At 67.6% G+C, this 15,153-nt stretch carries 14 protein-coding genes and 1 pseudogene; 9 read left to right on the plus strand and 6 right to left on the minus strand.

Features of this window, described 5'->3' with window-relative positions; genetic code table 11:
* The 5 genes and pseudogenes from AC559T_RS03305 to AC559T_RS03325 form a co-directional block, all read left to right on the plus strand.
* On the plus strand, positions 1-694 hold a 694-nt coding region (locus AC559T_RS03305; RefSeq protein WP_498867695.1), incomplete at its 5' end, for an integrase core domain-containing protein.
* 122 nt (positions 695-816) lie between these two features.
* A complete protein-coding gene (locus tag AC559T_RS03310) occupies positions 817-1,395 on the plus strand; it encodes a TetR/AcrR family transcriptional regulator (protein ID WP_112108972.1) in 579 nt (192 codons plus the stop codon).
* The gene (locus AC559T_RS03315; protein WP_112108971.1) at positions 1,392-2,078 is read left to right on the plus strand and encodes a maleylpyruvate isomerase family mycothiol-dependent enzyme; all 687 of its coding nucleotides are present in this window, start codon (positions 1,392-1,394) and stop codon (positions 2,076-2,078) included. Before AC559T_RS03310 ends, AC559T_RS03315 begins: the two co-directional genes overlap by 4 nt.
* Positions 2,079-2,323: 245 nt before the next feature.
* Positions 2,324-2,584, plus strand: coding sequence for a hypothetical protein (locus AC559T_RS03320; protein WP_498867696.1), 261 nt, complete (start codon positions 2,324-2,326; stop codon positions 2,582-2,584).
* A 49-nt stretch (positions 2,585-2,633) separates the two neighbouring features.
* Positions 2,634-3,741, plus strand: a pseudogene (locus AC559T_RS03325) (integrase core domain-containing protein).
* Positions 3,742-3,989: 248 nt separating this feature from the next.
* Here the strand turns inward: AC559T_RS03325 and AC559T_RS03330 are convergent.
* Positions 3,990-6,026, minus strand: a complete 2,037-nt coding sequence (locus AC559T_RS03330) for an aconitate hydratase (protein ID WP_498867697.1) — start codon at positions 6,024-6,026, stop codon at positions 3,990-3,992.
* Positions 6,027-6,190: 164 nt separating this feature from the next.
* Here AC559T_RS03330 and AC559T_RS03335 point away from each other — a divergent pair, with 164 nt between their 5' ends.
* Positions 6,191-6,709, plus strand: a complete 519-nt coding sequence (locus tag AC559T_RS03335; RefSeq protein ID WP_498867698.1) for an acyl-CoA dehydrogenase family protein — start codon at positions 6,191-6,193, stop codon at positions 6,707-6,709.
* Positions 6,710-7,072: 363 nt separating this feature from the next.
* On the opposite strand, the gene AC559T_RS03340 is transcribed toward AC559T_RS03335, so the two are convergent.
* The gene (locus AC559T_RS03340; RefSeq protein ID WP_498867705.1) at positions 7,073-7,477 is read right to left on the minus strand and encodes a CHAT domain-containing protein; all 405 of its coding nucleotides are present in this window, start codon (positions 7,475-7,477) and stop codon (positions 7,073-7,075) included.
* A 101-nt stretch (positions 7,478-7,578) separates the two neighbouring features.
* Here AC559T_RS03340 and AC559T_RS03345 point away from each other — a divergent pair, with 101 nt between their 5' ends.
* Together AC559T_RS03345 and AC559T_RS03350 are read left to right on the plus strand one after the other, a co-directional pair.
* Positions 7,579-8,070 (plus strand): hypothetical protein, encoded by a 492-nt coding sequence (locus tag AC559T_RS03345; RefSeq protein WP_498867699.1) that lies wholly within the window; start codon positions 7,579-7,581, stop codon positions 8,068-8,070.
* Positions 8,071-8,514: 444 nt separating this feature from the next.
* Positions 8,515-8,853 carry a DUF4333 domain-containing protein gene (locus AC559T_RS03350; protein WP_165938891.1) on the plus strand — a complete coding sequence of 113 codons (339 nt, stop codon included), beginning with the start codon at positions 8,515-8,517 and terminating at the stop codon, positions 8,851-8,853.
* 623 nt (positions 8,854-9,476) lie between these two features.
* Here the strand turns inward: AC559T_RS03350 and AC559T_RS03355 are convergent.
* The 4 genes from AC559T_RS03355 to AC559T_RS03370 form a co-directional block, all read right to left on the minus strand.
* Complete coding sequence (locus AC559T_RS03355) at positions 9,477-10,475, minus strand: pyridoxal-phosphate dependent enzyme (protein ID WP_498867700.1); 999 nt, start codon at positions 10,473-10,475, stop codon at positions 9,477-9,479.
* Complete coding sequence (locus AC559T_RS03360) at positions 10,472-11,827, minus strand: MDR family MFS transporter (protein ID WP_498867701.1); 1,356 nt, start codon at positions 11,825-11,827, stop codon at positions 10,472-10,474. The genes AC559T_RS03355 and AC559T_RS03360 overlap by 4 nt, the downstream gene beginning before the upstream one ends.
* Entirely contained in the window at positions 11,824-12,999 is a 1,176-nt protein-coding gene (locus AC559T_RS03365; RefSeq protein WP_498867702.1) for a PLP-dependent cysteine synthase family protein, read from the minus strand. The genes AC559T_RS03360 and AC559T_RS03365 overlap by 4 nt, the downstream gene beginning before the upstream one ends.
* Positions 13,000-13,164: 165 nt before the next feature.
* The gene (locus tag AC559T_RS03370) at positions 13,165-13,629 is read right to left on the minus strand and encodes a hypothetical protein (protein WP_498867703.1); all 465 of its coding nucleotides are present in this window, start codon (positions 13,627-13,629) and stop codon (positions 13,165-13,167) included.
* A 218-nt stretch (positions 13,630-13,847) separates the two neighbouring features.
* On the opposite strand from AC559T_RS03370, the gene AC559T_RS03375 reads away from it, so the two are divergent.
* Entirely contained in the window at positions 13,848-14,954 is a 1,107-nt protein-coding gene (locus AC559T_RS03375) for an integrase core domain-containing protein (RefSeq protein WP_498867704.1), read from the plus strand.
* Positions 14,955-15,153: the final 199 nt, after the last annotated feature.

Raw genomic sequence — 15,153 nt, forward strand, 5'->3', positions numbered from 1 at the left:
GATCCGGGGCGGGCTGCTCAAGCTCGGTCACCGGGTGAGTGCCTCCACGATCCGCCGGGTCCTGACGTCCCTGGGGCTGCCCCCGGCTCCGCAACGGCAGACCGACACGACATGGCGGCAGTTCCTGCGTACGCAGGCGTCGACGATGCTGGTCGTGGACTTCTTCCCCGTGGACTGCGCGGTGACACTGCGGCGTCTGTACTGTTTCTTCATCATCGAGGTCGGCTCCCGCACCGTCCACATCCTCGGGGTCACCGCCCACCCCGACGGACCGTGGACCACCCAACAAGCCCGGAACCTGCTCATGGATCTCGGTGACCGGGCGGCCGACTTCCAGTTCCTGGTCCGTGACCGGGCCGGACAGTTCACCGCGTCGTTCGACGCGGTCCTCGCCGACGCCGGCATCACCACGATCAAGATCCCACCCCGAACGCCGCAGGCGAACGCCTACGCGGAACGGTTCGTACGAACCGTCCGGACCGAGGTCACCGACCGGATGCTGATCGTCGGTGAGCGGCACCTGCGCACCGTCCTGGCCGAGTACGCACGGCACTACAACGGACGACGCCCGCACCGCGCGCTCCGCCTTCAACCACCCCGGCCCGACCACCCGATCACCGACGTCACGACGGCACGGATCAAGCGCCGGCCTGTCCTCGGTGGCCTGATCAACGAATACGAACGAGCCGCCTAAAAGACCAGATCAACGCCGGTGGCCGAGTTCTGACACCCCACAGGCACGCACCTGGCCTCGTCGGCCACGAGAGCGGAGTACAACACTTGTAGTAGCGCCCACTACTGATGTAGTGTCCCGTCATGCCCAGCCGCCGCGATGACCTTCTTGACACCGCGATCCGCGTGGTCGGCGAGTCAGGTGTCCGCGGTCTCACGCACCGTGGCGTCGACGTCGCCGCGCAGCTGCCAGCGGGTTCGACGTCCAACTACTTCCGGACCCGGGGCGCCCTCCTCGGTGCGGTCGTGGACCGGTTCGTCGAGCGGGAGAGGGAGAACTGGGACGCTATCGCCGCCGAGGTGTGCCCGACCACGCCCGAGGAACTGGCTCAAGTCATCGTCAGATTCGCCGTCGACAGCACAGGTCCGCAGCGGACGCTGACCCTGGCCCGGTACGCGATCCTCGGTGAAGCGGCTATCCACCCACCGCTTCGGACCCAGCTGGCCGCCGGCGGCGGGCGCGTGAACACGTGGTTCACCAACTGGGTTCGGGCCGCCGGATCCACTGACCCCGAGCGTGACACCCCCGTCATCATGAACCACTTCACCGGCATCGTCCTGCATCAGCTGGCCATGCCCGATCCGGCGTTCGACCCGACCCGGCAGATCACCGCGCTCGTGTCGAGTCTTATCCGCCCGCGGAACCCAGAGGGGACGGAATGACCGAAGTGCAACCAGACCGCGGCGGCGCCATCGACCGCGAGATGGTGTGGCGGGCGATCGACGCCCAGCGGCAGAGCATCGCTGACCTGCTGGAGCGGCTGTCCGATGACGAGTGGAGTCGGCCCTCGCTCTGCGACGCCTGGACGGTGCGCGATGTCGCCGCCCACCTGACCCTTCAGCAGCTCGGCCCGGGGGAAGCGGTCAGGATGATCCTCCGAGCGCGCGGCAGTCTCGATCGGGCGATCCACGATGCGGCCCGCCGGCGCGCGGCGACGGTACCGACGACGCGGATCGTCGCCGGGATCCGCGGCACGGTCGGCTCGCGGCGGCACAACTTCGGGGTCACCTACCTGGAGACGCTCATCGACATCCTCGTCCACGGGCAGGACATCGCCATACCGCTGGGCCACCAGCACGAGATGCCTGTCCAGGCCGCGGCCGTCGCCGCCAGCCGCGCATGGTCCATGCGGTGGCCGCCACCTTTTCCCGCGAGACGAGAAATCGCCGGTTTCCGCCTAACCGCCACGGACACGTCGTGGTCCGTCGGCACCGGACCCGAGGTTCAGGCTCCGATCCAGGCGATCGTCCTGTTGCTCACCGGCCGCCAGGCGGCCCTGCCGCAGGTCTCCGGTGACGGCGCCCCCGAACTGGTCGCCCGTCTCACCACGCCCGCATCGACATAGCACGTAAGCATCACTCGATCCCTGTTCCTGGTCGCCCGGCGGTACCGAAACTCGTATCCCATCTGAAACGGCTCAGAAACACCTGTGGCGTGCCCAGAAAGACCATGCCCCCGTTTCTCTTCATCCCATCCTGATCGGCTACGACACCCAGGCCGTTCTTGTCGCGCGCCTTCGGAGCCTTCTATTCGGTTGCCGCGCTCTCGCGTTTCCTGTGTTTCCTATGTGCCCCGTAAAGGAGATCTGTCATGGTTCAGTTCGCGATGCTACTGCTGCCCGTTCCGCTCGGCGTCTACATTTCCGGGCGCCGCACCGCCTACCTGATCACCGCCATCGTGTTCGCGATCACCCTCGTCATCCAGACGATCGTTGTTGCCGCGGACACACCGGATGACATCAACCCGCTCTACTGGCTTCTCAACATCGCGTCACTCGCCGTCGGTCTCGGCCTCACCGCTGCAGGCCGCGCGCTGGGCCGACGCCGCCGGACCCGCCGCGCCGCCGGCTGAAGAACCCTGTGGGGCTCCAGAACCCCGATTCGAGCGGTGACCTGCACGTTTGCCCGCCGGACAGGGCCCGCGTCGGGCAGGCTGGGTGGTCATGGTGTGGTCGCTGCTCCACGCCCTGACGCGCAATGCTCTCGGACTGATGTTGCTCCGCGTGCGTGGCGACACCGCGAAAGACGTGGAGCTCCTCGTCCTGCGACATCAGGTGGCGGTGCTGCGACGGCAGGTGAACCGCCCGGCCCTGGAACCGAAGGATCGGGTGATCCTCGCAGCCCTGTCCCGGCTGCTACCCCGAGCCCGCTGGGGTTCGCTCTTCGTCACCCCCGCCACCGTGCTGCGCTGGCACCGCGACCTCCTCGCACGACAATGGACCTATCCACGGAAGCCGCCCGGACGGCCCACCGATCCGCCGGGAGATCCGCGATCTGGTCCTACGCCTCGCACGGGAGAACCCGACCTGGGGCCACCGCCGGATCCAGGGAGAGCTCGTCGGGCTGGGCTACCCGGTCGGGGTGGCCACCGTCTGGCGGATCCTGCACCGCGCCGGTGTCGATCCCGCGCCCCGGCGGGCCGATGCCTCCTGGCGCACGTTCCTGTCCGCGCAGGCCTCCGGCCTGCTGGCCTGCGATTTCTTCACGGTGGACACCGTGTTCCTCCAACGGATCTACGTGTTCTTCGTCGTCGAGCACGCCACCCGCCACGTCCACCTCCTCGGGGTCACGAAGCATCCGACCTCGGCCTGGGTCACCCAGCGTGCGCGGAACATGCTGATGGATCTCGAGGAGCACAGCTACCGGTTCCGGTTCCTCATCCGTGACCGCGACACGAAACTCACGGCTTCCTTCGATGCCGTCTTCGCCGGAGCCGGTATCGACGTGGTACGCACACCCCCTCAAGCCCCGCAGGCGAACGCGATCGCGGAACGCCGGATCGGCACCGCCCGCCGCGAATGCACCGACAGGCTGCTGATCGTCTCCGAACGGCACCTGACCTCGGTCCTCGACAGCTACGCGAAGCATTTCAACACCCACCGACCCCACCGCTCCCTCGGCCAGCACCCACCCGACTCGCCACCCGTGCTCGCCCCGACGCCGGATTCCACCATCCGTCGCACACGCATCCTCGACGGCATGATCAACGAATATCGCAACGCCGCCTAACCACTTGCGCGGAAGATCCTGTCAACCGCAAAAGACCAGCTCACAGGCCAAATCGGGATTCTGGAGCCCCACAGGCACCATCGTACGGATCCTGACCGCGCCCGTGGTTCTCTCATGGCCTCGACTGATGTGCCCCATCAATTCCGGATAGCCGTTATAGATATTAACTACGCGGCGGTTTGCCTTTTCGGGCACTCGTCGTGGACCTGTCGTGGGGTTTCGGTAGCCGAGTCCCGAGTGGCGGCGTGTCATCCCTGCTGGACGGCCCTTTGCTGGCTTAGCCGCGGGAGCAGCCCGCCGGCGGCGAGCAGCTGCTGCTGGCGTGCGGACAGGTGGTGAGTGAGCTGGTATCGCTCATTCTTTGTCTCGTTGTCGAGCCAGAGGCTGCCGGTACGGAGCGCCTCGGCGACGTCGTTCAGTGCCACGACGTCACCGAGGCCGACGCGGTCGTAGTCGGCGTGGTCAGCGAACTCGACGGCCAGGACGCCGAAGTTCGCCAGGTTCTGCCAGTGGATGCGGGCGAAAGACTTGGCGACGACCAACCGTAGGCCGAGGTAGTGCGGGACGAGCGCGGCGTGTTCACGGGAGCTGCCTTGCCCGTAGTTGTTTCCGGCGACGATCGCGTGCCCCGCAGGGCCTTCGTCTTCGCCACTCGGGCCGTCGTCGCAGCGTCCGCTCTTGCCGTCGCTGTGGCCGTGGCCAGCTTCCCGGGCTCGCCGCGAGTAGCCGGGGTCGAGGTCCGCGAAGGCGAAGTCGGCCATCTTGGCGATGTTGCTACGGAAAGGCAGGACCCGGTTGCCGGCCGGCATGATCTCGTCGGTGGACACGTCGTCACCGACTTTGAGTAGGACCGGGAGCCTGAGACGGTCCGCCAGCGGCGTGCTCTCCGGCAGTGGCGCGATGTTCGGCCCGCGTACCAGCTCGACGCGCGCGGCGTCGGTCTCGGGCAGGGGCGGGACCAGCAGCCACTCACCCCGGGGCGATGATTCGGGCAGACGCAGCGCCGGGTGGTCGACGCCGAGCCGGCCGGGCAGGGTGCGGGGGTCGGTGATCTCACCGGTGAGCGCGGCGGCCACGGCGGTTTCCGGCGAGCACAGCCACACCCGATCGTCGGGTGTTCCTGACCTGCCCGGGAAGTTGCGCGGGAAGGTCCGCAGGCTGTTGCGGCCGGTCGCGGGTGCCTGCCCCATGCCGATGCAGCCCAGGCAGCCGGCTTGGTGGAGACGTGCGCCGGCGGTCAGCAGTGGTGCGAGCAGGTCCAGATTCGCGAGGTCGACCAGGATTTCGGGAGAGGTCGGGTTCACGTCGAGGCTCACCTGTGGATGCACGGTTCTGCCGGCGACTGCGGCTGCGACCACCGCGACGTCGCGGAGCCCGGGGTTCGCCGACGACCCGACGACGACCTGGTGGACGGGCTCGCCGACGACCTCCCGCACCGGGACGACATTGCCCGGTGACGAGGGCCGGGCGATCAGGGGCTCGAGCGTCGACAGGTCGATCTCGTCGTCGACGTCGTACGAGGTGTCCGGGTCGGCCGCGAGCTCGGTGAATGCCTCCTCCCGGCCTGCTCCGCGCAGGAACCATCGTACCTCGTCGTCCGAGGGGAAGACGCTGGTGGTCGCGCCCAACTCCGCCCCCATGTTGGCGATCACGTGGCGGTCCATCGCCGACAGTGTGGCCACGCCCGGACCGTAGTACTCGACGATGCGGTTGACGGCGCCCTTGACGCCGTGCCGGCGGAGCATCTCGAGGATCACGTCTTTCGCCGATACCCATTCCGGCAGCTCGCCGACGAGCCGCACGCCCCAGATCTCGGGCATCCGCAGGGGCAGCGGGTGACCAGCGACAGCCGTCGCCACCTCGAGCCCGCCGACGCCGATCGCGAGCATCCCCAGCGAACCGGCGGCGCAGGTGTGGCTGTCACTGCCGACCATCGTGGCGCCCGGCCGTCCGAAGTACCGCATGTGGACGGGGTGGCTGATGCCGTTGCCGGGCCGGGAGAACCACAGGCCGAACCGCTGCGCGGCCGAGAGGAGGAACAGGTGGTCGTCGGGGTTGCGGTTGTCGGTCTGCAGCAGGTTGTGGTCGACGTACTGGACAGAGCACTCGGTCTGGGCACGTCGCAGACCCATCGCCTCCAGCTCAAGCATGACCAGCGTGCCGGTGGCGTCCTGGGTGAGTGTCTGGTCGATGCGCAGCGTTATCTCGTCGCCGACGACCGGTCGGCCGGTGACAAGATGTTCGTCGATCAGTTTCCTGGCCACGCTGCGCCCCACTGTCGCCACCGCCCTACCACTCGCTGTCCGCCGTTCGACCCGCGTCCGTCCCGTGCCCGCTGCCGGCCGGACAACACAAATCCGGCGACCAGGCAAGTCGGTCGTGGCGACGGCCGAACCTCGTTCTCCGCCTTGGGTGGTAGTCACCTGCGACGGTGGGCAGGTTGCTCGGCATGGACGACGACGACGGCGACATCTACCGGTTCCAGGACCTGCTCGACCCGGCAGAGCGGGAAATCCTGGGCCGGGTCCGGGACTTCATGCGGACCGAGGTCGCTCCGATGATCGACGGCTTCTGGGCGGACGCGGAGTTTCCGCACCACCTCGTCGGGCCACTCGCGGCGACGGGACTGGCGAACCTGGTGTGCTCGGACCGTCCGGGGCCGACTGCCTCGTCGTTGTTGAAGGGGTTCGTCGCGGCGGAGATGGCGCGGGTCGATCCGTCGTTCGCCACCTTCTACGGCGCCCACGCGGGTCTGGCGATGGCGAGCATCGCGCGTTGCGGCTCGCCCGAACAACGCCGACGGTGGCTGCCGGCAATGGGTCGGTTCGACCTGGTCGGCGCGTTCGCGCTCACCGAACCCGAAGGAGGTTCAGACGTCGCGGGCGGGATGCGGACAGTGGTTCATCGCGCGGGTGGTGCGCGGTCAGTGAAGGCAGGGCGGCCCGCCAGAGGCCGAGTGTGGCGATGACCTCGCCTGAAACGTACAACCCTGGTCCATCTCGCTGCCCGCGGCATCGACGAGGTCCACCGGGCTGTCAAACACGGACTGAAACGCATGCAGTACCGGCCCGAACTCCTCGTCGGGTTCCTCACCGAAACCGGACTGACCTGGGAACAACTCTGATCAACAAAACTTCACACATTAATCATCAGTAGCCAGAGCCTGGCGATCCGCGGCACGAGGGGATCCCAAATCCCTAAAGTTGGGCGAGGCGAAACGGACGTTAGGCGGCTACTTGCGTTGATTCACCAACGAATGTGCGCCAGAGCCGTTGATCAGATACTCCCGTCCGCCATCGCGGCTACCGATCAGCCGTGATCGAAGGGGGTGTCAGGCGCCGGTGTGGAGGTGGGAGGCCCACAGGGAGGGGTGGCGGGGCTGGTAGTCCTGCAGATTCTTCACGGCGTTGTGGACCGCGGCGGCGGGGTGTTGCCCGCTGGCGAGGGCGGTGTAGATGTCGTGGGCTAGGTCGGCGGCGTGGCGGTCGTTGATGGGCCAGAGGGTGGCGATGACGTGGCGGTAGCCGGCGAGGTGGAACGCGGAGGCGAGGTGGATCGCTTCGTCGGTCAGGCGTCCGGGTAGGGCGGTTTCGCAGGCGGACAGGAACGCGAGTTCGGCCTGGTCGAGGCGTAGCCGGGTGATCTCGGTGACGGTCAGTGGCCTGTCGTGCAGGAGCAGATGACTGTCCCACGGGTTGGTGATGGTGGCGGTGCCGTGGCAGGCGACACCGCCGATCCTCGTAGGCGTTGGCCGCGTGCAGCATCGATCCGGGTTCGATGCCGAACCACCGGACCAGGGGCGTTTACCTTCCTTCGATCAGTAGTATTTCCCGCACCATGACCTCTCAGAAGCCACAGCGCACCCGTCAGAAGCAACTGACCACCCGCGGCAGGGTGTTCTGCTGGGTGATGATCGTGTTCGTCCTGCTGACGACGTGCGCTGCCGGCCTGACGCTGATCATCGAAGGCATTGACGGCCGCCGCGCTCTGGCGCACGGCCCGGTGGGCACGCTCACCCCCACCGACAGAAAATGCGGCGATGAGTCCTGCGCTTGGGTGGGAACGTTCGCCAGCGCTGACGGCACGGTCACCGAGGAGGATGTAGAACTGAAGGACGCCGAAAAGGTCCGGTTCAGCGCCCCAATGCCGGCCACCATCGACGACGTGCGCCTGGACGACGAAGACACCCGCCCGACCGCCTACACCGCCGACTACAACTGGCGCGGGTCTGTGTTCAAGGGAAGCTTTGTCATCCTCTTTGGGCTGGGGATATCGGGTGGTCTGGTGATGATGCTGAAGCGGCACCGACCCACCGCCGTTTCTTCGTGAGCGCCGCTTCCGACTCTGGGCGCTGACTGCCGTTTCGGGTTGAGCAGTGGGGCTCGATCCCGTAGGGGCTACGTTCTCCGAGACCTCGACCCCGCGCTGGGACGGGTCTCCCGCGAGCGGCGGCGGCTCGACCGCGCTGGCCGTCACGCCGGGTTGATGTCCGTGTGGCACAGCATGGACGTCAGCGGAGCTGGAACTCCGGCCGGGACCGCCTCGGCTGCTCCCGTAGCAGGAAGCCGTCACCGCCATACCGCCTTCCAGGTCCGCACCCTGCTCGTCCGCGGCAAGGGGGGAGTGTCGTTGTTCTTACACTCCCCGTCCATGAGCAACTCGGCGTGCGGCCAGGTCAAGCAGCTCGGCCGTGGGGATCCGCAGGTATGACATGATGGATAAATGCTCCCAAGTCGGAATGGCAACTGGAATCTGGACCGGACTGCCCGCGCCATGCGCCTCACCACCGCGGCCGGCGCGCTTGCGGCAATGGCGTCTGTGAGCGCCTGTAGCGGCTCGGTCTCCATCGGAGGGCCAGATGCCGTCGCCGAGCCGGAGCTGGAGCAGCGGGTGGCCACCGCGCTGGCCGAGCAGATGAATCAGCCCGTTCCCAACATCGACTGCCCCGGTAATCTGGCCGCCGAGGTCGACGCCTCAATACAATGCGTTCTCTCCGTTACTGGCGACACGACCCGGTATCCGGTCGATGTGCGGGTGACCTCCGTCAACGGCGACGATGATGTACGGTTCAGCGCCCAGGTGGGAACCACGCCGCTGCCGGCAGACGGCTGACGCGGGCGGCACAGCGTCCCGTCGGCCGGCGGCACACAGTCAAGGGCGCCCCTTCGGGGCGCCAACCCCCAGGCTGACCGGGCCAGAACCCCGAGGCCAAGGCGCCGCACACGCCACGCCGAACGGGGCCCCGCCTCCCTCCGGTCGGCACCCCATCGGCGCGTCGGACCGGCCGCCCGTTCGGCGCGTCGGAGCGTCGCATGATGGAGACCTGATCACGGCCAGGTCGGCGGCTCCCAGTGCCTGGGCCGACGTGCGCAGGCGAGGAGCAACGGTGCTCGAACGGGAGACTCGCCCTAAAAAAGCCCAGGTCAACGCCAGTGGCCGAGTTCTGACACCCCACAGGCTGAGGGAGTCGCCGACGCCGCTGAGCGGCTGCCGGCGATCTACCCGCCGAACCCGGTCGCCTCGGCGGTGCTGGTCACGCTGCGAGCACCGCCGAGGCTGTGATCCAGGCACGATCGCGATCGTGGGCCACGAGGATGGTAGGCATCACCACCTCTGACGGCCCAGCAGTTCGGAGTCACAGTTCACGCCCACCGGTTGTCCTCGCCCTCTGACCGCGGCGTCCAGCGCGCCGGGCCGGTGTGGTGCCCGTGGACACGCATGCGGGCGAGGGCCGGTCAGTTTAGTGGGCGGGGGTGGAGCAAGGTGTGTAGCCGGGCGAGGTCGATGTTGCCGCCGGAGAGCACCACCGCCGTTCGCTGTCCTGGGGCGTTCACCCGTCCAGCCAGTACCGCTGCGGCGGCGAGCGCGCCGCTGGGTTCGACCACCAGTTTCAGCTGGTCGAACACCACGGCCAGGGCTGCGGTGATCTCCTCGTCGTCCACGACGAGGATCTCATCGACGTGCCGCTGGATGAGGGGGAAGGTCAGCTCGCCGGGAATCTCGCCGGTGACGCCGTCGGCGATGGTGCGGGGCACCGGGATCCGTACTCGCCGGCCCGCCTGCAGCGACTGGCGGTTCTTGTCGCCTGTGGCGGTCTCCACGCCGATCAGACGGGTGCTGGGGGCGAGCGCGGCGGTGACCACGCCTGCTCCGGCGAGCTGTCCTCCGCCTCCCAGGGGGAGGACCAGCACGTCCAAGGGGCCGGTCTGTTCCAGTAGCTGCAAAGTGGTGGTAGCCGCGCCGGCGATGACGTCGTGGTGGTCATAGGGCGGGATGAGGGTGAGACCGTGCTCGGCGGCCAGCCGGTTGGTCAGGGTGAAGCGGTCGTCGGTGTAGCGATCGAAGGTCACCACCGTCGCGCCTAGGTGCTTGACCGCAGCGAGTTTGGTCGGTGGGGCGTCGGCGGGCATCACGATCAGTGCGGTGGTGTTGAGCATGGCGGCGGCGGTGGCTACTGCCAGTGCGTGGTTGCCCGAGGAGAACGCGATCACTCCGCGGGCAAGCTGCTCTGCGGGTAGGCAGGCCAGGGCGTTGTAGGCGCCACGGAACTTGAACGAACCGGTGCGCTGCAGATTCTCGCATTTGATCAGCACGTGCCCACCAGTCTGGTCGTCCAGGACGGGCGCACGCATGACTGGTGTGATCACGGCGACCGCGGCCAGACGCGCCGCGGCGGCACGTACGTGGTCCAGGGCCACCGCCTGCTCGGTGGTCGGCACGGGTGGGGTGGTCATCGGGTGGGTACCTTCCGGCGAGTGTCGCGCATGGTGGGAATGGTCCGTGCGTCGGATGAGGCGGGTCCGGTGGCCGGTACGGGTGGGACGTGGGAGGGCAGGTGGCCGGCACGCAGCAGCGATGCCAGGGCTGCGGTGCCCGCTGCGCCGGTGACCGCCAAGGCGGTCCACACCAACCACGGCCGGCCGCTGGACAGGCCTACATCCCACACCAGGCCGGTGGCCAGGTTGCCGACGGTGATGCCAATGCCAGACAGGGTGTTATAGAAGCCGTAGTGCGTGGCCACCAGACGACCGTCGGCCAACACGACGATGGTGTCCATCTCAAAGGGATAGGCGATCGCGGTGCCCAAAGTCAGCAGGACCGTGGTAGCCACCGCAGGCGCCAATGCCAGCGCAGCCCCGGCCACGGTCGTCGGTGCGGCGGAGGCCAGGTGTGCGGTGAGTACCAGCGGCACAAACGCCGCGCTCATCAACGCCACACCGGTGGTGACCGACCGCCCGGGACTGAAGCGGGCTTTGGCCCATGCGGTCAGCCGTACCTGCCCCAGAATGGCCACCACTGCCGAGACTGCGAACAGCACGCTGCTGCCGGTGTCCCCACCCCCGCCCAGCACGCGCCCGGCCTGCAAGGGCAGGGCCAGGTAGATCTGCGCGGACAGGACGTAGGAGGCGATCATCGCCAGGGAGAACAGCAGGAAGGCCCGGTTGCCGACCACCACCCGCCAGTCAGCCAGCACCCCGGCCACCCCGGTGGCGTGCTGGGTGCCGCGGTCGGGAACCCGCGCGGGCAACGACCGCAGTTGCAGGATCGTCAGCGCGGCGAAGATGACTGCGGCGGTAAGGCACACCACGCGGAAGTCCAACATGATCAGGGCCAGTCCGACCACCGGTCCGATGAGGATCCCGGCCTGATAGAAGACGTTGAACACCGCGAACGCCTCCACGCGGCGTTCCCCAGCGTCCGCGGCGAGGTAGGCGCGCACCGCCGGGTTGAACAACGCCCCGGCCAGTCCGGTGGCCACCGAGGCGGCCAGCACCGCAGGCAGTGTTTCCACCACTCCCAGTAGGCCGAAGCCCACCGCGCGCAGCCCGCACCCAGCAATAATCATCGGTTTGTAGCCGAGTCGGTCGGCCAGGGTACCGCCCAGCAGGAACAGACCCTGCTGGCTCAGCGTGCGTACCCCCAGCACCAGCCCCACCGTCCACGCGGCCATGCCCAGTCCACCGGCCAGGTGGTTGGCCAGGTAGGGCATGAGCATGTAGAAGCCGAGATTGATGCCGAACTGGTTGACTACCAGCAGCCGCACACTGCCCGGAAAAGAGCGGAACTGCCCCCATGTGCCCGTCATCGCCGGGCATCCAGGTGGGTCAGACGCGCGTCTGTGACCGGATCGACAACGGTCGTGCAGCGTGTCCACCGCTTCACGACCTGGTCCGCGGGGTGGGTGATGTATTCGGGCTGGTCGGCGGGAGGGTGCCCGAGTAGATCGTGAGTGTCGCAGAACGCATCGCTGTAGACGGTGTCGAAATAGCGGTGCGGCCCGTCGGGGAAGATTGCCGCGATGCGGGTTTCCGGTGGCAGCGTCCGCGCCAGCCATCCGGCTACCAGACCGACCGCCCCCACGCTCCATCCGCCGCTGGCGTAGTGGTGCGTGGCTAGTTCCCGGCAGGTCCATACCGCTTCGGTGGCGTTGACCCAGTGCACCTCGTCGAACGCCGAGTAGGCGATGTTGTGGGGGTAGATGCTGCTACCCAACCCGCGCATCATGCGTGAAGCAGCAGGCTGACCGAAGATGGTGGATCCCACTGTGTCCACACCTACCACCCGCAACCGTGGGCAGAACTTGCGCAGTATCCGGCTGACTCCGGCGGAGTGCCCACCGGTGCCCACACTGGCGACTAGTACGTCCACCCGCCCCAGCTGCGCCATCAGCTCGACCGCCAGCGGCTCGTAGGCGGTGATGTTGTCAGGGTTGTGGTACTGGTCCGGGCACCACGCGCCGGGCTCGGTGTCCAGCAGCTGACGCACCCGACGACGTCGCGCCTCTTGCCACCCACCGACCGGATCCGGCTCGGTCACAATGTCGACGTCGGCGCCGTAGGCGCCGAGCATGTGCACCATCATCGGTTCCATACCCGGATCGGTGACCAGGGTGACTGGATGCCGGTAGACGATGCCGGCCAGCGCCAGCCCCAGCCCCAGCGTGCCGCTGGTGGACTCGACGATCCGCGCACCCGGCATCAGGTGGCCACGCTTGCGGGCACACTCCACCATGTGCAGCGCGGGACGGTCCTTGATTCCGCCAGGGTTGTGGCCTTCCAGCTTGGCCCAAAATCCCCGCCCGTCGTCGGTGAATGGCTCATCGATCCACAACACCGGCGTGTTGCCCACTGCCCCCGCAGGGGTGTGACACGGCGTCACGGGCGACGACAACACCAGCCGCGCCGAGGACGGCACCACCTGCTCGGACAAAGTCAACTTACGTTGCGTGGCAACGGCAGCATGAGAACGAACGCTCATCAGGTGAAGATCCTCTTCGAGGGGTATCGCGATGCGGATACGGTCATCGGCCAGCCGAAGCGCACGACACTCCCACCGCGACCGCTTCAGCCGCTCCCCGCGTGGCTCACACGCAGAAGGAGAGAAGAGAGGACACGATGCTGTGTCAGGCGCCGCGGCAACCCATCACCGTCGCGACACACCCACCCGCACCAGCAACTCGGCACCCGTTAACGCGCAGCCCTCGCCGACGATTCCGGCCGCCAGCCGAGGCTGCGGAGACCACGCCACGACCACAGCCCCCGCCGCCGGAACCGAATCCAGTCCGGGTACCGGCACCAACAGCGGCCGTACGCCGAGTAGGTCCACGCCACCCGGCACGCAGGAATGATCAGCATGGTGAGGCGGCGTACCGGCGTACTCAACCCTCTGATCGGCATCACGGTCGGCAACTGCATGGGCATCACCTTGATGGGACGCCCTGTCCACCACGACCGCCGCGTCCGCGGCGCCACCCGAGAAGGCGTACGCCGTCGACTTGGCGGAGTCAGCACACAGCAGCACACCGATCAGAGCGAGCACCGCCGCCACCATCACAGCAACCACCAACCGCCACCAAGATCGCATACTGTGCGCAGCGGTGGTCGACACACTCTCGACCCTACCCAAGCCGCAACGGGCCGCACCAACTTCATCGCTTAAAGTAAGCGAAAAAATGGGACAAATATGAAACATAGGGTAGTCAACAGGCAAGCCTTGCGCCCGCCGGCCGACGCATCGGTGGTCGCCCCGACATCCAGGCTGGGGCGACCACGTCTTCCTGACCTTGTGGGGCTCCAGAACCCCGATTTGGGCGGTGACCTGCGTATTTGCCTGCCGGACGGGGCCTGCGTCAGGCAGGCTGGACGGTCATGGTGTGGTCCCTGCTCTACGCCCTGACACGCAACACTCTCGGACTGATGCTGCTCCGAGTCCGCGGGGATGCGGCGAAGGACGTCGAGCTCCTCGTCCTGCGACACCAGGTGGCGGTGTTGCGACGGCAGGTTCACCGGCCGGCGCTGGAACCGGCGGATCGGGTGATCCTCGCAGCCCTGTCCCGGCTGCTGCCCCGAGCCCGCTGGGACGCCTTCTTCGTCACCCCGGCCACCGTGTTGCGCTGGCACCGTGAACTCCTCGCACGCAAATGGACCCATCCGCGCAAGACACCCGGGCGGCCGCCGATCCGGAGGGAGATCCGCGATCTGGTCCTGCGCCTCGCACGGGAGAACCCGACCTGGGGCCACCGCCGGATCCAGGGAGAACTCCTCGGGCTGGGCTACCCGATCGGGGTCGCCACCGTCTGGCGGATCCTGCACCGCACCGGCGTCGATCCCACGCCCCGGCGGGCCGACACCTCCTGGCGCACGTTCCTACGCGCCCAGGCCTCCGGCATCCTCGCCTGCGACTTCTTCACCGTGGACACCATATTCCTACAACGGATCTACGTGTTCTTCGCCGTCGAACACGCCACCCGCCGTGTTCACATCCTCGGGGTCACGAAACACCCAACCACGGCGCGGGTCACCCAACGTGCACGGAACCTGCTGATGGACCTCGAGGAACGTGGCCACCGGTTCCGGCTCCTCATCCGTGACCGCGATACGAAATTCACGATTTCCTTCGATGCTGTCTTTGCCGGAGCCGGTATCGACGTGGTGCGCACACCGCCACAGTCGCCGCAGGCGAACCCGATCGCGGAACGCTGGGTCGGCAGCGCCCGCCGGGAATGCACCGACAGGCTGTTGATCGTCTCCGGACGGCACCTGACCGCCGTCCTCACCAGCTACGCCGAGCATTTCAACACCCACCGGCCTCACCGCTCCCTCGGCCAGCACCCACCCGACTCACCACCCGTGGTCACCCCGACCCCGGGGTCCACCATCCGTCGCACACGCATCCTCGGCGGGCTGATCAACGAGTACCGCAACGCCGCCTGAAGACCTCCGCAGGCGATCACCCGGGCTGCAAAAGAGCAGCTCACAGGCCGCACCCGGATTTTGGAGCCCAACAGGCGACCGCCCGAGCTCACGAACGACTGCGAGGTAGCCGACTTCGACCGCTTTGGTCTTCGCCAGCGGTACTAACGCACCGTCACCACCGAATATGCGCCAGATCCCGAGTTTTGGCCCCACCTAC

It is taken from the genome of Frankia sp. Hr75.2 (genome assembly GCF_949319125.1).
GTDB classification, from domain to species: domain Bacteria; phylum Actinomycetota; class Actinomycetes; order Frankiales; family Frankiaceae; genus Parafrankia; species Parafrankia soli.

Coding starts and splice junctions, on each gene's coding strand:
- AC559T_RS03310 (WP_112108972.1), top strand. CDS start 817: ATGCCCAGCCGCCGCGATGACCTTCTTGACACCGCGATCCGCGTGGTC.
- AC559T_RS03315 (WP_112108971.1), top strand. CDS start 1,392: ATGACCGAAGTGCAACCAGACCGCGGCGGCGCCATCGACCGCGAGATG.
- AC559T_RS03320 (WP_498867696.1), top strand. CDS start 2,324: ATGGTTCAGTTCGCGATGCTACTGCTGCCCGTTCCGCTCGGCGTCTAC.
- AC559T_RS03335 (WP_498867698.1), top strand. CDS start 6,191: ATGGACGACGACGACGGCGACATCTACCGGTTCCAGGACCTGCTCGAC.
- AC559T_RS03345 (WP_498867699.1), top strand. CDS start 7,579: ATGACCTCTCAGAAGCCACAGCGCACCCGTCAGAAGCAACTGACCACC.
- AC559T_RS03350 (WP_165938891.1), top strand. CDS start 8,515: ATGCGCCTCACCACCGCGGCCGGCGCGCTTGCGGCAATGGCGTCTGTG.
- AC559T_RS03355 (WP_498867700.1), bottom strand. CDS start 10,475: ATGACCACCCCACCCGTGCCGACCACCGAGCAGGCGGTGGCCCTGGAC.
- AC559T_RS03360 (WP_498867701.1), bottom strand. CDS start 11,827: ATGACGGGCACATGGGGGCAGTTCCGCTCTTTTCCGGGCAGTGTGCGG.
- AC559T_RS03365 (WP_498867702.1), bottom strand. CDS start 12,999: ATGAGCGTTCGTTCTCATGCTGCCGTTGCCACGCAACGTAAGTTGACT.